At 59.8% G+C, this 16689-nt stretch carries 17 protein-coding genes; 7 read left to right on the top strand and 10 right to left on the bottom strand.

From position 1 onward, the window contains the following. Nucleotides 1-3: 3 nt before the first annotated feature. From ACYZUC_RS06895 to ACYZUC_RS06885, 3 genes are all read right to left on the bottom strand, one after another. Nucleotides 4-1227 (bottom strand): lipase family protein, encoded by a 1224-nt coding sequence (locus ACYZUC_RS06895; protein ID WP_461994563.1) that lies wholly within the window; start codon nucleotides 1225-1227, stop codon nucleotides 4-6. 14 nt (nucleotides 1228-1241) lie between these two features. After that, nucleotides 1242-2315, bottom strand: a complete 1074-nt coding sequence (locus ACYZUC_RS06890; protein WP_008028127.1) for an ABC transporter substrate-binding protein — start codon at nucleotides 2313-2315, stop codon at nucleotides 1242-1244. Between the two features lie 126 nt (nucleotides 2316-2441). Further along, nucleotides 2442-3104: a hypothetical protein gene (locus ACYZUC_RS06885; RefSeq protein ID WP_461994561.1), complete on the bottom strand. Its 663-nt coding sequence runs from the start codon at nucleotides 3102-3104 to the stop codon at nucleotides 2442-2444. A 137-nt stretch (nucleotides 3105-3241) separates the two neighbouring features. On the opposite strand from ACYZUC_RS06885, the gene ACYZUC_RS06880 reads away from it, so the two are divergent. The 3 genes from ACYZUC_RS06880 to ACYZUC_RS06870 all read left to right on the top strand — a co-directional run bounded on the left by ACYZUC_RS06880 (nucleotide 3242) and on the right by ACYZUC_RS06870 (nucleotide 6855). Beyond that, nucleotides 3242-4315, top strand: a complete 1074-nt coding sequence (locus tag ACYZUC_RS06880) for a sigma-54 interaction domain-containing protein (RefSeq protein ID WP_008028129.1) — start codon at nucleotides 3242-3244, stop codon at nucleotides 4313-4315. A gap of 49 nt (nucleotides 4316-4364) precedes the next feature. Continuing rightward, nucleotides 4365-5384 carry an ABC transporter substrate-binding protein gene (locus ACYZUC_RS06875; RefSeq protein ID WP_207286617.1) on the top strand — a complete coding sequence of 340 codons (1020 nt, stop codon included), beginning with the start codon at nucleotides 4365-4367 and terminating at the stop codon, nucleotides 5382-5384. A 430-nt stretch (nucleotides 5385-5814) separates the two neighbouring features. Next, complete coding sequence (locus ACYZUC_RS06870; protein WP_461994558.1) at nucleotides 5815-6855, top strand: GGDEF domain-containing protein; 1041 nt, start codon at nucleotides 5815-5817, stop codon at nucleotides 6853-6855. Nucleotides 6856-6870: 15 nt separating this feature from the next. On the opposite strand, the gene ACYZUC_RS06865 is transcribed toward ACYZUC_RS06870, so the two are convergent. From ACYZUC_RS06865 to ACYZUC_RS06855, 3 genes are all read right to left on the bottom strand, one after another. Continuing rightward, the gene (locus ACYZUC_RS06865) at nucleotides 6871-7467 is read right to left on the bottom strand and encodes an LOG family protein (RefSeq protein ID WP_461994556.1); all 597 of its coding nucleotides are present in this window, start codon (nucleotides 7465-7467) and stop codon (nucleotides 6871-6873) included. Between the two features lie 199 nt (nucleotides 7468-7666). Beyond that, on the bottom strand, nucleotides 7667-9085 hold the full coding sequence (gene pdxR, locus ACYZUC_RS06860; RefSeq protein ID WP_461994554.1) for a MocR-like pyridoxine biosynthesis transcription factor PdxR: 1419 nt from the start codon (nucleotides 9083-9085) through the stop codon (nucleotides 7667-7669). Beyond that, nucleotides 9051-9704, bottom strand: coding sequence for an FMN-dependent NADH-azoreductase (locus ACYZUC_RS06855; protein ID WP_461994552.1), 654 nt, complete (start codon nucleotides 9702-9704; stop codon nucleotides 9051-9053). Before ACYZUC_RS06855 ends, pdxR begins: the two co-directional genes overlap by 35 nt. A 199-nt stretch (nucleotides 9705-9903) precedes the next feature. Between ACYZUC_RS06855 and ACYZUC_RS06850 the strand changes: the two genes are divergently transcribed. From ACYZUC_RS06850 to ACYZUC_RS06840, 3 genes are all read left to right on the top strand, one after another. After that, a complete protein-coding gene (locus ACYZUC_RS06850) occupies nucleotides 9904-10359 on the top strand; it encodes a carboxymuconolactone decarboxylase family protein (protein ID WP_461994550.1) in 456 nt (151 codons plus the stop codon). A gap of 70 nt (nucleotides 10360-10429) precedes the next feature. Further along, nucleotides 10430-10750, top strand: coding sequence for a DMT family transporter (locus tag ACYZUC_RS06845; RefSeq protein WP_008041149.1), 321 nt, complete (start codon nucleotides 10430-10432; stop codon nucleotides 10748-10750). A 91-nt stretch (nucleotides 10751-10841) separates the two neighbouring features. After that, complete coding sequence (locus ACYZUC_RS06840) at nucleotides 10842-11171, top strand: hypothetical protein (RefSeq protein ID WP_008041150.1); 330 nt, start codon at nucleotides 10842-10844, stop codon at nucleotides 11169-11171. A gap of 9 nt (nucleotides 11172-11180) precedes the next feature. On the opposite strand, the gene ACYZUC_RS06835 is transcribed toward ACYZUC_RS06840, so the two are convergent. Further along, the gene (locus tag ACYZUC_RS06835; protein WP_461994548.1) at nucleotides 11181-11969 is read right to left on the bottom strand and encodes an alpha/beta hydrolase; all 789 of its coding nucleotides are present in this window, start codon (nucleotides 11967-11969) and stop codon (nucleotides 11181-11183) included. Between the two features lie 1055 nt (nucleotides 11970-13024). Between ACYZUC_RS06835 and ACYZUC_RS06830 the strand changes: the two genes are divergently transcribed. Beyond that, the gene (locus tag ACYZUC_RS06830) at nucleotides 13025-13969 is read left to right on the top strand and encodes an aldo/keto reductase (protein WP_461994547.1); all 945 of its coding nucleotides are present in this window, start codon (nucleotides 13025-13027) and stop codon (nucleotides 13967-13969) included. 12 nt (nucleotides 13970-13981) lie between these two features. Here ACYZUC_RS06830 and ACYZUC_RS06825 read toward each other — a convergent pair whose 3' ends face one another. The 3 genes from ACYZUC_RS06825 to yghX form a co-directional block, all read right to left on the bottom strand. Then, a complete protein-coding gene (locus ACYZUC_RS06825) occupies nucleotides 13982-14785 on the bottom strand; it encodes a 2OG-Fe(II) oxygenase (protein ID WP_461994545.1) in 804 nt (267 codons plus the stop codon). Between the two features lie 59 nt (nucleotides 14786-14844). Further along, complete coding sequence (locus tag ACYZUC_RS06820) at nucleotides 14845-15672, bottom strand: glycosyltransferase (protein ID WP_461994543.1); 828 nt, start codon at nucleotides 15670-15672, stop codon at nucleotides 14845-14847. 67 nt (nucleotides 15673-15739) lie between these two features. Then, nucleotides 15740-16627, bottom strand: a complete 888-nt coding sequence (gene yghX, locus ACYZUC_RS06815) for a YghX family hydrolase (protein ID WP_461994541.1) — start codon at nucleotides 16625-16627, stop codon at nucleotides 15740-15742. Between the last annotated feature and the right edge of the window lie 62 nt (nucleotides 16628-16689).

Raw genomic sequence — 16689 nt, 5'->3', positions numbered from 1 at the left:
GTCTTACTGCACGCTGGGGCTGCAGATCGGGGTGATGGGCTGGTCGTTGATGACCTTGTGCGCGAATGGCACCGAGTCCTTGAGCGAGGCGTTGACCGTTTCGCTGTGGCCCAGTCCTTTGTAGAGATGGCCTTCAACCACCGAGCCGGTCTTGCAGGCGTCCTGCATCAGCGCGACCTGTGTCGAAGCGGCCGGGGTTTTGTCTTCGGCGCCGGTGCCGATGAAGATCGGCTGGGCCAGTTTCAGCGTCGGGTAGGAGACCTGTTTTTGCCACGCCGCGAGTTGGTCGCCCTTGTAGTCTTTTTTCGCATTGGCCGGGGTCAGGCCGACGCCGACCACATCGCTGACCAGCGCCGCCAGGCAGCTGGTGCGCGCCTGTTCGAACAGCGGCAGGGCCTTGTCGGTGTAGAAGTCCTTGGGGTTGATGCTCGGGTCGTATTGCTGGGCCGCGAGCAGGGTGTAGAAGCCGTAGGCGAGTGACGCATCGACTTTGTTGACGTCCTGTTCACCGACGTTTTTCGCGCCGACGGTGTAGATCACGCCAGTGCCGATGCTGCCTTTGACGCCGAGGTCCGGTGCATAGGTCGGTGCATACGCCGCCGAGGCGAAGGCGCCCGCGCCACCCTGGGACTGACCGACGATCAGCACTTTGTTGACCAGCCCCGGAACGCCCGCAACCACGGCTTTTGCCGCGTCGAGAATGCCGTAGGCGGCCATGCGATTGTTCAGCAGCGGGTGACCGCCGGGGACGCCGAGGCCCTGATAGTCGGTGGCGACGATGGCATAACCTTCATCCAGCCAGCGGCTGAGGTATTGCACGTCACGGTAGGAGCGACCTTGCCAGGACGGCGCGCACACATCGGCCACACCGACCGTGCCATGCCCCCAGCTGGCGACCGGCCAACCACCGGCGGGCGCCTTGCCTTTGGGCAGGAACAACGTGCCGGAGACCACGATCGGCGTCTTGTTGTCGATGCCGTCGGTGGAGGTGTAGAGAATCCGCTGCGCGCTGGCGGCGTTGGGCAGGCTCAGGGTTTTTTCCAGCGGCTCGCTGCGCAGCAGTTTGCCTGGCGTGGCCGGGATCACCTCTTGCCAGGTGTAGAACGCCGAGACGCGGCCATCGCCTTGTTGCGGGTCGGGTTTGGGGGCGTGGGCACCGGCGGCCATGGCACTCATGGACAGCGCCAGGACGCTCAGACCGAAAACGAATTGTTGCGGCAGTTTCATCTGGATTTCCCTATTCATGGATTGTTGCTGACCTGGCCGCGCAGGGCCGGCCAGTAGTCGGTGAGTTTCAGATCGATCAGCGCCTGGTTGGTGAAACCGGTGGCCAGCGAAGGGGTGATGTCGTAGGTGTCGCGAATCAGGTGGTTGGCCAGCGCATAGGCGGTCAGCGCCTGATAGTGGGCCTTGAGTTGCTGGTCGCTTTTCGGTGCCCAGCGGTCTTTCCAGGCCACGGGATCGTTCTGGTCGTCGCGGCGCAGCACGCTTTCAGCGGTGCCGGCGCGGGAGGAGAGTTCGTAGTAGGCGTCCTGGTTTTGTTCCTGGGAGATCCACCAGGCGGCTTTGATCCAGGCGGTCGCCAGCAGTTGAGTAATGTCCGGGTGCTGCGCGACAAAACTGTCGGTGCCCCAGAGGTCGGAGACCAGACGCCAGTCGTTGGCGCCTTGCTTGGTCGACCAGATGATTTTGCCGACGCCTTTGTCTTCCAGCGCATAGGCTTCGCTGAGCAATACGGCCGCATCGACTTTGCCGGCGGACACCGCTGCGGCGCCGACTTGCGGATTGAGGTTGGCGATCTTGAAATCGTCGAGCTTCAGGCCCTTGCTGGCGAGGAAGTTGCTGAACGCGAACTCCCACGGACGACCGCGATGCAGGGCCAGGCGTTTGCCCTTGAGGTCATCGATGCTGTTGGCGCTGGAACCGGCGGGCACCACCAGATAGATGTTGTTGCCGCTGCCACCGGGCACGATCAGCTTGCCCGGCACACCGCCAGCCCCGGCAATGACGGAAGGCAGGTCGCCGCGCACGGCAAAGTCGATGCTGTTGTTGCTGAAGCCTTCGTTGATCTGCGGCCCGGCGCCGGCGTGGGGCAGGGCGATCCAGTCGAGCTTCACACCGCGCTGCGCCAGTTGCTGTTCCAGCCAACCGTCCTCGATCACCCGCCCGGCGATCCCGCCGAATACCGGTTTGCCACCCTGCGTATACGCGACGATAGCGATCTTCACCGACGCCGGTGCCTGTCCCGCCAGCGCCGTGGCACTGAGCAGAAACCCGGTCAAGGCGACCAGGCTGTTGCGCCAGAAACGTTTCATTGAACTCTCCCTAAATGGCTATTGGCGAAACACGGTCTTTGTAGGAGCCGGCTTGCCGGCGATCTGGCCTTCAAGTCTGGCGGCGTTTCTGCCGACGCCATCGCCGGCAAGCCGGCTCCTACAGGGTTATGCGGTGTGCTCACGTTCCAGCGTTGTGAACCCAATCCTTGTAGGAGCCGGCTTGCTGGCGATGAGGCCTTCAAGCCTCGCGGCGTTTCCGAGGACGCCATCGCCGGCAAGCCAGCTCCTACAGGGTTTTGCGGTGTGCTCACGTTCCAGTGTTGTGAACACAGTCCTTGTAGGAGCCGGCTTGCTGGCGATGGGGCCTTCAAACCTTGCGGCGTTTCCGAGGACGCCATCGCCGGCAAGCCAGCTCCTACAGGGTTTTGCGGTGTGCTCACGCTCCAGCGTTGTGAACCCAATCCTTGTAGGAGCCGGCTTGCTGGCGATGGGGCCTTCAAACCTTGCGGCGTTTCTGAGGACGCCATCGCCGGCAAGCCAGCTCCTACAGGGTTTTGCGGTGTGCTCACGTTCCAGCGTTGTGAACACAGTCCTTGTAGGAGCCGGCTTGCTGGCGATCTGGCCTTCAAACCTTGCGGCGTTTCCGAGGACGCCATCGCCGGCAAGCCAGCTCCTACAAAGTTTTGCGGTGCACATGGGAGAGAGCAGATTGCATGCCACTGCGCGAAAAACGCGCTGCAGGCCGCGTAGGGCGTGGGTTTCAAGGCTAGGGGAGGGAGCGGCCGAGAGCGTGGGGTGTTGATGTGCAAGCAGGCCGGTGCGTGCCAATTGCTGCTCCAGCAGCAGGCTGGCAGCAGTTGCGTTGCGTATGTATTTTAGGAATATATAAATACTAATTAAGAATTTTTTAGTCTAAACAACTTCATGCACTATTGAGCACGCGCTTTTACTGCCAGGAATGCACCATGTCGCTGATCACTCATCCAAACGCTCGCGAATTGACCAAGTCGGTGCGGGCCACCGTCCTGGTGTTCAAGGACCCGCGCTCCCAGGAATTGCTCAGCCGCATCGAGCGCCTGGCGCCCAGTGAAGCCAACACATTGATCATTGGCGAGACCGGCACCGGCAAGGAACTGGTCGCCCGGCATATCCACAATTTGAGCCGCCGCGGACGCGAACCCTTCGTGGCGGTGAACTGCGGTGCATTTGCCGAAACCCTGGTGGAAAGTGAGCTGTTCGGCCACGAAAAAGGCGCCTTCACCGGCGCCACGACCAACAAGGCCGGGTGGTTCGAAGCGGCCAATGGCGGCACGCTGTTTCTCGATGAAATCGGCGATCTGCCGTTGAACATGCAGGTCAAACTGCTGCGGGTCTTGCAGGAGCGCGAAGTGGTGCGCCTGGGCTCGCGCACGCCGATCCCGATCAACGTAAGGCTGGTGGCTGCAACCAACGTCAACCTCGCGGATGCGGTCGTCGCCGGGCATTTTCGCGAGGACCTGTTTTACCGTCTGCACGTCGCGACCATTCGCCTGCCGCCCTTGCGCGAGCGACCGGGCGACATCCTGCCGCTGGCCGAGTTTTTCCTCGAAGAACATTGCCAGCGCCTGGGCTACAACCGTGCGTCATTGAGCGTTGAAGCCGAACGCAAGCTGTTGGAGCACAGCTGGCCTGGAAACATCCGCGAGCTGGAAAACTCCATTCACCACGCGTTATTGGTGTGCCGCAATCAGCGGGTCGCCCCGGCGGATCTGCACTTGGTGGACATGCGCTCCTCCGGCATCCGCCAGGAACAGGCCAGCCAAACCAGCCATGCCGTTGCCGGCCCGGTGGACCTGGAAGCCGCCCTCAACGCGCTGTTCGAACAGAACATCCCGGACCTTTACGAACACATCGAAGAAACCATTTTTCGCGCGGCGTACCGGTTCTGCCATGGCAACCAGTTGCAGACCGGACGCCTGCTGAACATCAGCCGCAACATCGTCCGGGCGCGGCTGGAGAAAATCGGGGAGTTGAACAAGACACTGGCGGTGGAGGAATAGTCCTCGTCGTCGCTTTATTTCTGATTCGTCCACTTACAGCGAGCATTTCATGGCAACTCCCTACAAGCGTTCAGCGTTGACTCTCCTGGCGGCCTCCCTGGCGGCGATGAGTGCGTTACTCAGTCCCGGCGCGCAGGCCGAAGGCAAGATCAGCATCGCCCAGCAATTCGGCATCGGTTACCTGATTCTGGATGTGGTCCGCGATCAGCAGCTCATCGAGAAGCACGGCAAGGCCCAGGGCCTCGACATCAAGGTCGACTGGAACAGCATCTCCGGTGCCACGGCGATGAACGAAGCGCTGTTGGCCGGCGCGCTGGATGTGGTGTCGGCGGGCGTGCCACCGATGCTGACGATCTGGGATCGCACCAAGGGCAAACAGAACGTCAAGGCGATTGCCTCGCTGGGCTCGATGCCCAACTACCTGCTGACCAACAACCCGAATGTGAAGAGCCTGAAGGACTTCACCGAGAAGGATCGCATTGCCGTGCCTGCGGCCGGGGTAGGGTTCCAGTCGCGCACCTTGCAGATCGAAACGGCCAGGCAGTTCGGCAATGACCACTACAAGAAATTCGACGACATCTCGATCAGCCTGGCCCACCCGGATGCGACGGCGGCATTGATCGCCGGGGGGTCCGAGATCAACGCGCACTTCTCCAGCCCGCCGTTCCAGTATCAGGAATTGCAGAATCCCAACGTGCACAAGGTGCTGAGCTCCTACGACGTGCTGGGCGGCCAGGCCACGTTCAACGTGCTGTACACCACGGAAAAATTCCACGACGAAAACCCGAAAACCTACAAGGCGTTTTACGACGCATTGGCCGAAGCGGAAAAAATCATCAAGGCCGACAAATCCGCCGCCGCCCAGACCTACATCCGCGTCGAACAATCGAAGCTGGCCCTGCCGCTGGTTGAGAAAATCGTCAACGATCCAGAGATCAACTTCACGGTGGTGCCGCAGCGCACGGCGGTTTACGCCGAGAAACTGCAGGAGCTGGGTGTGCTGAAAAACAAGGCCGCCAGCTGGAAGGACTACTTCTTCGAAGAAGCACACGGCGATGCCGGCAGCTAAACACACCACAACCCCCTGTAGGAGCTGGCTTGCCAGCGATGGCGTCCTCAAATCCACCGCAACGTTTGAAGGCCCTATCGCCAGCAAGCCGGCTCCTACAAGACCGTGTTCGCAGCTCCGAAGCATCTGCACACCACAAATCCCTGTAGGAGCTGGCTTGCCAGCGATGGCGTCCTCAAATCCACCGCAACGTTTGAAGGCCCTATCGCCAGCAAGCCGGCTCCTACAAGACCGTGTTCGCAGCTCCGAAGCATTTGCACACCGCAAAGCCCTTGTACGCATGCCGTTGCGGTGGCCAATGCCGGCCATAAAACTGACCTGCATCAACCCGAATGGCACGGCAATACACGGGGGGATGGTCGTTTGTCATGCGTATGGTTATGCTCGCAACGTTTTGCATTTGCCAATCATTAACAACCACAGTGATGTCATGAGCCAATCAGAGACGCGTGCGACTGCCCTTGCGCTGTATCCGGAAGATTCCCGCGAGGCCGCGGCGCTGCTCAAACAAGCCATTCCGCTGATGGTTCGTCACAACATCCCGCCCAATCCGGTGCATTACGCGCTGTGGTACACCTACAGCAAAGGCCAGGACCTGGAGCTCAATCGTCACCTGGACCGGGTGGTGAAGGACTTCGATTGCTTCCCGCCGGAATCCGCCACCCGGCTTTTCCGCGACTACATCATTCGCGACGAGCTGGAAGAGGCCCGCGCCGGGCAGCAACAGGCGATCAATCTGGTGGACGACATGCAGCGCGACGTTTCGCGCAGCGTTGCGGGCAATCTCAACTTTCAGAGCAGTCTGGGACGTTGCCTGGAAATGCTCGAGTCGCCCGTCAACGAGCGCTTGCCGGGCATTTTGAGTGAGCTGCAACAAAGCACCCAACTGATGCAGAGTCAGCAGGAACAGTTCCTCTCTCAACTGCACTCGGCCCAGAGCGAGATCAAGAGCCTGCGCAGCAAGCTTGAGCGTGCACAACTGGCGGCCACGCTCGATGGCCTGACCGAACTGCTCAACCGCACCGCGTTTACCCGCTTGCTGGAGCAGGCGCTGAGCAATGAATCCCAGGGCGTCGCGCTGGTCATGCTGGATATCGATCACTTCAAGCAATTCAATGATCAGTACGGTCACCCGTTGGGCGACCGAGTGCTGCAGCATGTCGGGCAAGTGCTGCGCAGTTCGCTGCCAACCGACGCCACGGCGGCGCGCTACGGCGGAGAAGAGTTCTGCGTGATTCTGCAACACTGCGCCGACCTGGCGAGTGCCGCTGTTTTCGCTGAGCAACTGCGGGTGAAAATCCAGTCGCTGCGAATCAAGGCGCGGGTTGATGGCAAGGTGCTCGACACAATCACAGCGTCCTTCGGCGTGGCCTTCGCGCAACCCGGCGAGCACCTGGACAGCCTCCTGACCCGCGCCGATGACGCGCTCTACCAGGCCAAGCGCGCTGGGCGGAACCGGGTACATCGCTAAGCACTGAAACGACTTTCAAGTCGCCGACCCGATCCATTTGGTGACGGTGGGCGCTTGCCACTGTTCGAGCGCGTCGAGCAGTGCCGCCGGGTCGGTATTGAACATCAGCATCTGGCTGTGTTCGGTCTTCATGAAACCTTCGTTCACCGCATGGTCGAGCAGGCTGCGCACCGGGTTGAAAAAACCACCGATGTTCAGGCAAGCGACGCCTTTGTGATGTTCACCCAATTGGGTCAGGGTTGCCGCTTCAAACAACTCCTCAAACGTCCCCAGCCCACCGGGCAATGCGATGAACGCATCCGCCGATTCGCTCATGCGCGTCTTGCGGCTGCGCATGTCTGGCATCACTTCGTGTTCGGTCAGACGGCCATGAAGATGCCCAAGGTCGAACAGCAAGCGCGTGATGATGCCGAGCACTTCACCGCCCTCGGCGAGTACGGCATCGGCCATCACGCCCATTAAACCCTTGTCGGTACCGCCATAGACCAGGCGTATGCCGCGTCTGGCGATTTCCCGGCCGAGGGCCTGGGCGCCTGCCACGTAGTCGGGGTTGAAGCCATAGTTGGAGCCGCAGAACACAGCGATGCTGTGGAGTGGGGAAGAGCTGGGCATCGGATTATTCCGGGTGGTGGTCAATGCCCCGATGATGCGGTGCCGAGGAGGGCGCAAACAGGTCCAAGAGTTGGCTGTTTGAGTGAGCCATGATGGGTTTTTGTGCCGGCCATGAGGCCCCCATCGTCAGCAAGGGTTTGCGGTGCACGCAAAATTGCAGGAGCCGGCTTGCTGGCGATAGGGCCCTCTAATCTGGCCCCTACATCAACGCCAGAATCCGTTTTCCCAACTGCTCGGCAGTCTCTTGCGAATCAATGTTGGCAAACCCGAGCAACAGCGCGGAATCGGTCTCGTCATGCACACGCCAATCGGTCAACGCTTCAGCGTAGAGACCGTCCGCCAACAAGCGCTCGACCAGCAATCGGTCGGACTGTGCCTCCATCAGCCGCAGAATCAGATGCATGCCACCCGGCTGCGGATCGACGCGGATGCGTTCCCCCAGGACTTTCTTCAATCCGCGCGCCGTCGCTTCCCGGCGTTCGCCGTAGAGCTTGCGCATGCGCTGGATATGGCGAGCGAAATGCCCCTCGGTCATAAACGTGGCGACGATGGCTTGGGTCAGTTCCGGACAACCGCCGAGAAAGGTCTCGCTGACGTGTTCGAAGCGTTCGACCTGCGCTGGCGGCACCACCAGGTACGAAAGGCGAATCCCCGGAAACAGCACCTTGCTGAACGTGCCGGCGTAGAGCACCCGGCCATCACGGTCCAGGCTTTTCAGCGCGGGCAGAGGACGGCTGACGTAACGGTATTCGCCGTCGTAATCGTCCTCGATAATCCAGGCCTGCTGCCGGGTGGCCCACTCAAGCAATTCCAGTCGGCGCGGCAGTGACAGCGACACGCACAGGGGACTTTGATGTGCCGGTGTGACCACCGCCGCTCGTGCGTCCATCGCGCTGCTCACCCCTTGCGCGACCTGCATGCCGTCCTGATCCACCGGCACGGGGGCAACCTTGATCTGAAGATGCGCCAGCAACTGGCGGGTCGGCAGGTAGCCGGGGTCTTCCACGAGCACACGGTCGCCGGGCTTGAGCAGCGTGTGAGCGATCAGTGCCAGTGTGTTGCGGTATCCCGAGGTGATGAACACTTGCGCGGGCGAGCAGGTAATGCCCCGTGAGACTTGCAGGTAAGTGGCAATCGCCGTGCGCAACGACTCCAGCCCCAACACCGACGGATTGGCCATGTCCGGAATGCGCGTGGCGCGCACGCAGCGTGCGCCGATCTGCGACCAGATCTTTCGCGGAAAGGCATCCAGCGCGGGCAAGGCCATTTGAAAGGGCAGGACCGCTGCCTTGTGCCTGATCGAGGCGCTGGCGGTCGCATTAAACGGGTGCTCCGTACGCGCCGAGGGCTTCCTGCCGCTAACCCCCGGCGCCACCACGGTGCCCGCCTGACCCCGCGACAGCAGATAGCCCTCCGCCGTCAGCAGTGAATACGCGGTGTCGATGGTCCCCCGCGCCAGACCAAGCTCTTTTGCCAGTGCCCGGGCCGCAGGAATCCGGTCCCCGGGGGCGAGCAGTCCATCACTGATCGCGCCGCGGAACCGCCAGTAGATTTGCCGGTAGATCGGCTCCGACGAGGTCGGATCAAGGGGTGAGAAGTTTTTGATTTGAAGGGTCATTGGCCTCGCCCGTGTCGTGCGCAGAAAAATGCGCTTTTAGCGCCTGGCCCGCCTTGTCCCTGGCGGCGGCGACGGCCTCCGGGCCCATGGCGGTTCCCTCTACGGAGAAAAAATTCACGTCGTGCAGCCCGATCATACCCAGCACGGCGGTCAGGTACGGCGTGAGAAAATCCGGTTGCCGCGGGGTCATCCCGGAAAACCTGCCGCCAGAGGACACTGCAACATACACCGGGCGGTCCTGCAGCAGGCTGGTTTTGCCTTGCGCACCGACATTGAACGTGCGCCGGACCCGAGCGATGTGATCGATCCAGAGCTTGAGTGTCGAAGGCACGGTGAAGTTATGCATCGGCGTACCAATCACCAGCATATCGGCACTGTGCAGCTCCTCGATCAGCGCTTCGGATCGGGCGATAGAGCCTGTCTCTGTGACATCGGCGGACGCCTGTTGGGAAATCGCGTAAGGCTCGTCGATAGGGGACAGCGCGTCACCACCGACCACCCGCTCGATCACGATTGCCGCTGGATGGGCCTTCAGCAAAAAGCCAATGATGTTTTTCGACAGCCGATAGCTTTCGGACGCTTCGCCGCGAGGGCTGCAAGTAACGTGGAGGATTTTCATGATTCACCCGGTTTGAACTGTGTGGAGGGAATCATTCTATGAAGCTCATGACCCAGGCCAAAGGTCCATGAATCTGGTTAATCACTGGGCCATGATTGCTGAGTCATGGCCCATGACTCAAGGCCGATCATGGACCTTATCAACAAGGCCAAGACACGACACGATGAAGTCCCTCAACCAGCAAACACAAGGACTCATCATGAGTAATCGTCTCGACTACGCCAAGGCTTCGCCTGAAGGTTACAAGGCTTTCGGCGGGGTTTATGTCTACCTGCAGAACAGCGGTCTTTCCCATGAACTGGTCGACCTGGTCTACCTGCGGGTTTCGCAAATCAATGGCTGCGCGTTTTGCATCGACATGCATTCCCGCGATCTGCTCAAGCTTGGCGTCAGCGTAGAAAAACTGGTGTTGGTGCCGGTATGGCGTGATGCCGGTGCAGTCTTCAGTGCCCGCGAACGCGTTGCGCTGAGCTGGGCGGAAACGGTGACTCGCGTGGCGGAAACCGGCGTTCCCGATACCGACTATGCCGCTGCGTCTGCCGAATTCGGCGATAAGGAACTGGCGGACCTGACATACGCGATCGGCCTGATGAACGCTTTCAACCGGTTCGGCGTGACGTTCCGGGCGAAACCCGCCGCTGCCAACAACGCCTGAACCATCCCCTTGAATCAATAGAACTCGCCGAGTGGTCACGCTCGGCGGGTCAACCAATGGAGTTAACACCATGGCTTGGTCACTGCTTGGCATCGCCGGCATTCTCGAAATTGCCTTCGCGTTTTTCATGAAGGGCTCAGACGGATTTACCCGATTGACCCCGGGACTGCTGGCAGCCGCGACCGGTTTGTCCAGTGTCTTTCTGCTTTCACTGTCGCTGCGAACCCTGCCCGTCGGCACCGCCTACGCGGTGTGGACCGGAATTGGCGCGGCGGGCACCGCGATACTGGGGATGGCGGTGCTGGGCGACGCCACCACACTGCTGCGGATACTGTGCATCCTGGTCATCCTGGGCGGCGTTATCGGACTCAAGCTGGTCACGGGAAACTGAGAAGCTTTGAAATAAGGCAATTTGCTGGCCCCGAAGCCCGAAAGTTACAGACAGAATCACTTTAATTTCAGGTGGTTAGGGCTGGCTTTAAATGCGCAATGTATGGATTACGCTGATTTCGTTAGGCTTGGCTGGCATTGCCGTCTCCGCCCAGGCCAAAGACCTTCAAGCCAATGACCGGTATATGTGCAGCTGGGGCGCGGGCACTGCAGCCAGAGCCCAGGAACTCAAACTGGCCGGCGTTTCGCTGTACGCCGCCCGCCAGAAATTACAGACCTACAAGTTCAGCAAGCCGTGGATGCGCATGACGGCCATGGGTATTACCGAGCAAACCTACGACAGCCCGTCGCGGATCAAACCTGCGGCACTGCGCCAGAGTTTCTACGAAGATTGCGTGCGCTTTAAATTGGCGCGCAAATGACCGAGTGATCTACAACCCGTCTTCCATCAGCTTCAGATACTTGGGGCTGTCGGAGATCGAATTGTGCCCCACGCCAGGAATAACCTTCAGGGTCGCCACACCTTTGCCGAAATGCCCGTAGAGTTTTTCCGTGCTGGAGGGCGGGATGACTTCATCCTGTCCGGCCGCCAGCAACAGCGTCGGTATCGAGATGTGCTCGGCGTATTTCCACGATTCGAACTTGTCCTGCAGCAGCCACTTCACCGGGAATATCGGGTACTGGCGGACGGCGAGGTCTTCAAGGCTGTTGTAGGGGGTGATCAGGATCAGTCGGGAGGCCGGGCGCTGGCTGGCGAGGCGCACGGCGACACCCGAGCCCAGGCTGCGACCGACCACGGCGATGTGGGGATGGGTGTCGTAGACTTTATCGAACAAGGTCAGGGCATCGCGGGAAATCGCCTCTTCGGAAGGTGAGCCGGTGCTGCCACCGAAGCCCCGGTAGTGCAGCAAGTACAGGGCATGGTCGGGGAATGCCTGGGAAAACACGGGCAGGTTGCGCGAAACGTCCTCGGCATTTCCACCAAAATAAATCAGTGCATTTGGCCCGTCGTGCGGTTTGACGGTGACCTGCACCTGTGCGTCCGCCACCGATAGCGTGAGCAGCGTTTCGGGCGCCTCGAGCGCGGCGGGTTGCGGGAAGTAGATCAGGGCGCGCTGGAACACGAACAGCGCGACACAGAGCGCCAGGTACAACGCGGTAACGATGATGATGAGATACATCAGGGGGCGCGACATTCGGCTAGCGTGAGTGGGTGGCATTGACTGCTCTGGGCCTGAGGACCGCGACGGCTTGATCGCATTCAGAGTGTAGTTGAATCACGGTGGGGCCCTTGGGGGTGTGGTTTTTGAGGGGGGCATATCCGTTGCTGCGGTAACGGCTGCGTATGGTTTCGCCCTTACGGCGAGTCACTTTCGAAAAGCGCGAAAGTAACCAAAGCGCTCTTGCCCCTTTCGTTCGGTGCCTCGCCTAGGCTCGGCATGCCCTCGCTCCGGTCCTGCTCCGTGGGCCCGCCGCCATCGGCCATCCATGGCCGGGGGCGGCTAACCCGGCATCCATGCCGGGTTGCCCACTGCGCAGAACCTGCGCTCGGCCTCTCGAGGGGGCGACTACCGCCACAGCCGCCGAGGCGGCCTGAAAGCCGACCTGGCTCTTTAGATGTCCGCGTTGTCCTTCTTGGCTGCAACCACTCATTCCGAATCTGTACACCGCTCTCCTGTAGGAGCCGGCTTGCCGGCGATGGACGCCAACGATAACGCGTACTGTCTGAATGAACGCGTTGCCCAGACACTTTTCGCCGGCAAGCCGGCTCCTACAGGGAATCCCATACGCTTTTGATTCTCACCACTCATCAGGCCGAGCGTTAGCTCGCCTTCCGCTTTTGATCTGGCTTTTGCGGTACACGCCCCCTCGAGAGGCCGAGTGGAGGTTCTGCGCAGTGGGCAACCCGGCATGGATGCCGGGTTAGCCGCCCCCGGCCAGGGATGGCCGATGGCGGCGGGCCCACGGAGCAGGACCGGAGCGAGGGCATGCCGAGCCTAGGCGAGGCACCGAACGAAAGGGGCAAAAGCGCTTGGTTACTTGGCGCTTCTCCAAGTGACTCGCCGTAAGGGCGAAACCAATAGCCGCCATCACCAAAATAATGGATATACACCCAAGCAATTGCTGCCGCCCACCAGCACCTGCGACCATGTTCTATTTCAAGCAGGGACGAATTGCCGCCGGCAGCTATTCTCTTGGCTAGCAGAGGACTCGTGGCGCTGGTGATCGCGCCGTTTGCCGCGCAACAAGCGCAAAAGAGTGGAAGGACACCACCATGAGCCACACTGATGGATACACGCGTCGACGAATACTCACGCTGGCTGCCGGTGCTTCGGCGGTGCTCACTTTCGATCCGGCCTTTGCAGCCACCGCGCCGTCGAAGGAAACAGGAGGCAAGAACATGCTGACCCGCGCCATTCCTTCCAGCAACGAGCCATTGCCCCTTGTCGGCGTGGGCACCTATCGCGGCTTTGATGTCGCGCCTGCCGATCCGGCCTACAAGCAACTGCCCGCGGTCCTTAGTGCGTTGTTTGAAAAGGGCGGCACGGTGATCGACAGCTCACCCATGTATGGCCGCGCCGAGCAGACCACCGGTGAACTGCTGTCGATCCACAAGCCGCGTTCGCCAGCGTTCCTGGCCACCAAGGTGTGGACCCGTGGCCGCGAAGAAGGCATCGCGCAGATGGAGCAATCGTTCAAACTGCTGCAGACCGACCGGATCGACCTGATGCAGATCCATAACTTGCTGGACTGGAAAACCCATTTGCCTACATTGCGCAAATGGAAGGAAGAAGGGCGCATTCGCTACATCGGCATCACCCATTACACCGCGTCGGCGTATGACGAAGTGGAAGCGGTGCTGAAAGCCGAGTCACTGGATTTCTTGCAGATCAACTATGCGCTGGACGATCGCGGGGTCGAGAAACGCATCCTGCCGCTGTGTCGTGAGCGTGGGGTAGCGGTGATCTGCAACCGACCATTTGGCGGTGGTGATTTGCTCGCCCGCTTGAAGGGCAAGCCGCTGCCGGGCTGGGCCTCGCAAGTCGGCGTCACCAGTTGGGCACAATTGGCGCTCAAGTATTTGCTGGCGCATTCGGCAGTGACCTGCGTCATCCCCGGCACCAGCAACCCGCGTTACATGGCGGACAATGCCGGTGCCGGTTTCGGCCCGATGCTGACGGGGGCGCAACGCGAGCAGTTGATCGATGTGGTCCGATAACCGCAAGTGCCGTCAGTTTTTTTTCTTGATGAGTTTGTTGAGGTAGTACTTGAGGCTCAAGCGATCCTTGGGCCTTGGTTTGTAGTGGGTTTTGTTTCTTTGCGCAGGATCAGCCGCTACCGTTGCTGCGGTGTAGTAGTAGAGCGCGATGGACCGGCGTGTAATGTGCTCCGGCGTCGTCAGAGGCTCCGGGTGTCCGTGATTGCTGTCCTTGTCGGTGTTGAAAATGACACAGCGGTTGTAGATCGGCAGGACTTTCTTGAGGCAAGTCTTCATCCCGACGTCCCATAGCTCCAGGTTGCCGCCGTACGCCTCTTGCCAATCCTGATTCAGGTAAATAATGGCATTCAGTCTGCGCTCGATATTCAACTTTTTGTTGAGCCGGAAGTCCGAGTGCACCCCCAGAAACCCACCCTTTTTCGTTTCGTGCAGTCCGCCGCCGGTAAAGTAAGGATCGGGAATCAAACCCTCGATACCTGTGAGTTTTTCAAGAAACTGCAACATGGGCGCCGAGTTGAAAGCGTTGAAAACCGTCTTCAAGTAGGGATCGCATTCGTTGGGGCTGACTTGCCGTTTGTGCTGACCCTTATAGCCGCGCTCATAGAGCATTTCGTTGTCGGTTGGCTCGACGGGAAAATGCGCGCAGATGCTCGCAATCAGGTCCTGCGGTAAAAAGTCGTCAATGACGATGTGTGGAAAGGGGGTGGCTTGAGCATAAGTACTGGCTAGCGAGTCACCGAAAGTGCTGGCAGCGTTCTGGTCAAAATCCAGCTCCGGGGTGGTGGTGATGGGGAGTCTCTGAGTGATCGGTGTCATTACCGCTCCAATAGTCTGTTCATAACAACCTGCGACTGCCTCCGACAAGAGAGGGCGCGCTACTTGTGACGCGCTGCCGATACCTGGTTGTTGTCACTCTTCAAACGTTTAAGGATGTCGTTGTACATCTTCGTTCGTCTATGCGTTGTCGCATAACCGCCAGCGGCCGCGACGGTGCCCGCTTGAATATGGTCGAGGTAGCTGAATATCTTGCGCGGGGACAACAGCTCAACAACATAGCCCAACTGGGTCATGCGGTCCTGGAGGGTATAACCGGGTACGCGCTCATCCATCAGGAAGCGCATGCCGTGTTGCTTCATCAGCTTGCAGTTCCATAAGGTACAGAAACTTTTCAAATAAACCTCCCTGTAGGGCTTTGGCTCTCTGGAATGTAGTCCCAGGGACAGTTTCAGGCGTCTGACGTGATGTTTTACCAGCCGTGAGCTAAAGCGCCAAAGGGTTCTGGTGGTGCCGCGGTTAAGTTGTTCTGTGCACCCGACGGCCACGACATTCGGGTTTTTAATGCACTTGTTCAACATCATTGAAAATACATTTTTGTCGAAAATAAACGTATCGGTGTGCAGCAGGAATAGAAAGTCGGTCTCAACCCGTTCCAGCACCAGGTCGAGTGCTTTGCCATGCGCGATATGACCGTGCTCCCGTTCGGGAGCTTTTCGCTCGATCAGGTTGATCCAGTCCAGTGTGCGCAGATAGTCGGTGCTTTCATCGGCCGAGTCGTTATCAACCACCCAGACCGGAATGTTGCTGTCGCCCAGGTGCTGATGTAGCAGGTCGAGGCAAATCCGGGTTATTTCAATGGTTTTGTAATTGACCAGGACAATGCTGAAGGGTGGTTTCTGTTGAGACAGGAAATCATTGTTATTCATGTGTGATGCACTCTTTAAAAACCTGAAAACAGCAATAAAAATTCAAGACCACTTATTGCTTGCGGCGCTAAGACAGGTATCGCCGGAACCAGTTTAACGTTCTTTCCCAGGCAAGTTTGGCTGCGGCCTCATCATATCGAGGCGTGGAGTCATTATGGAAGCCGTGGTTGGCGCCGGGGTAGAGGTAGGCTTCATAGGTTTTGCCGGCTGCTTTTAGTGCCTGCTCGTAGGCGGGCCATCCTTCGTTGATGCGTGTGTCCAGTTCGCCATAGTGAAGCATCACCGGTGCCTTGATCCGGGGGACATCCCTGGCGTCTGGTTGCCGGCCATAGAATGACACGGCAGCCCCGAGTTCGGGATAGGCCACGGCAGCCGCGTTGGCGACGCCACCGCCATAGCAGAAGCCGGTGATGCCGACTCTTCCAGTGGTCGTATCGTGTTTCATCAGCCACTCGATCGCGGCGAAAAAGTCATTCATGAGCTTTTCAGGATCAACGGTCGCCTGGAGCTCCCGGCCTTTGTCGTCGTTGCCGGGATAGCCGCCCACCGACGTCAGGCCATCGGGCGCGAGGGCGATGAACCCGGCCTTGGCCACGCGTCGGGCAACGTCTTCAATATAGGGGTTGAGCCCGCGGTTTTCATGCACGACGACCACGGCCGCCACTTTGCCGGTAACTTTTGCCGGACGCACCCGATAGGCCCGAACCTGCCCGTGGCCCTTGGGCGAGGGGTAGGTGATGTACTCGGCGATGATGTCCGGATCGGTAAACGCCACTTGTTCGGCCAAGGCATAGTCGGGACTCAGGGCGGCGAGGAGCGCACTGGCGGTCAGGCCGCCAAGGGTGAATAGCGCCGCCCGGTCGAGAAACTCTCGCCGGTTGATCTTGCCGTGGGCGTAATAGTCGTAGAGTTCGAGCAGCTCAGGGGCAAAGTCTTTCGCAGTAAGACGATTCATCTTTGCGCTTCCTTTGAAGTGGTCGGTTGCTCTGTCAGTTCGACAAAGCGGCGACAACTATC

The organism is Pseudomonas sp. GT1P32 (genome assembly GCF_054897805.1).
Note: the sequence above shows the minus strand (reverse complement) of the source record. Positions and strands in the feature narration are given on the sequence as shown.

Bases quoted from the DNA above. Each gene is read 5' to 3' on its own strand.
- ACYZUC_RS06895 (WP_461994563.1), bottom strand. From the start codon at position 1,227: ATGAAACTGCCGCAACAATTCGTTTTCGGTCTGAGCGTCCTGGCGCTG.
- ACYZUC_RS06890 (WP_008028127.1), bottom strand. From the start codon at position 2,315: ATGAAACGTTTCTGGCGCAACAGCCTGGTCGCCTTGACCGGGTTTCTG.
- ACYZUC_RS06880 (WP_008028129.1), top strand. From the start codon at position 3,242: ATGTCGCTGATCACTCATCCAAACGCTCGCGAATTGACCAAGTCGGTG.
- ACYZUC_RS06875 (WP_207286617.1), top strand. From the start codon at position 4,365: ATGGCAACTCCCTACAAGCGTTCAGCGTTGACTCTCCTGGCGGCCTCC.
- ACYZUC_RS06870 (WP_461994558.1), top strand. From the start codon at position 5,815: ATGAGCCAATCAGAGACGCGTGCGACTGCCCTTGCGCTGTATCCGGAA.
- ACYZUC_RS06865 (WP_461994556.1), bottom strand. From the start codon at position 7,467: ATGCCCAGCTCTTCCCCACTCCACAGCATCGCTGTGTTCTGCGGCTCC.
- pdxR (WP_461994554.1), bottom strand. From the start codon at position 9,085: ATGACCCTTCAAATCAAAAACTTCTCACCCCTTGATCCGACCTCGTCG.
- ACYZUC_RS06855 (WP_461994552.1), bottom strand. From the start codon at position 9,704: ATGAAAATCCTCCACGTTACTTGCAGCCCTCGCGGCGAAGCGTCCGAA.
- ACYZUC_RS06850 (WP_461994550.1), top strand. From the start codon at position 9,904: ATGAGTAATCGTCTCGACTACGCCAAGGCTTCGCCTGAAGGTTACAAG.
- ACYZUC_RS06845 (WP_008041149.1), top strand. From the start codon at position 10,430: ATGGCTTGGTCACTGCTTGGCATCGCCGGCATTCTCGAAATTGCCTTC.
- ACYZUC_RS06840 (WP_008041150.1), top strand. From the start codon at position 10,842: ATGCGCAATGTATGGATTACGCTGATTTCGTTAGGCTTGGCTGGCATT.
- ACYZUC_RS06835 (WP_461994548.1), bottom strand. From the start codon at position 11,969: ATGCCACCCACTCACGCTAGCCGAATGTCGCGCCCCCTGATGTATCTC.
- ACYZUC_RS06830 (WP_461994547.1), top strand. From the start codon at position 13,025: ATGAGCCACACTGATGGATACACGCGTCGACGAATACTCACGCTGGCT.
- ACYZUC_RS06825 (WP_461994545.1), bottom strand. From the start codon at position 14,785: ATGACACCGATCACTCAGAGACTCCCCATCACCACCACCCCGGAGCTG.
- ACYZUC_RS06820 (WP_461994543.1), bottom strand. From the start codon at position 15,672: ATGAATAACAATGATTTCCTGTCTCAACAGAAACCACCCTTCAGCATT.
- yghX (WP_461994541.1), bottom strand. From the start codon at position 16,627: ATGAATCGTCTTACTGCGAAAGACTTTGCCCCTGAGCTGCTCGAACTC.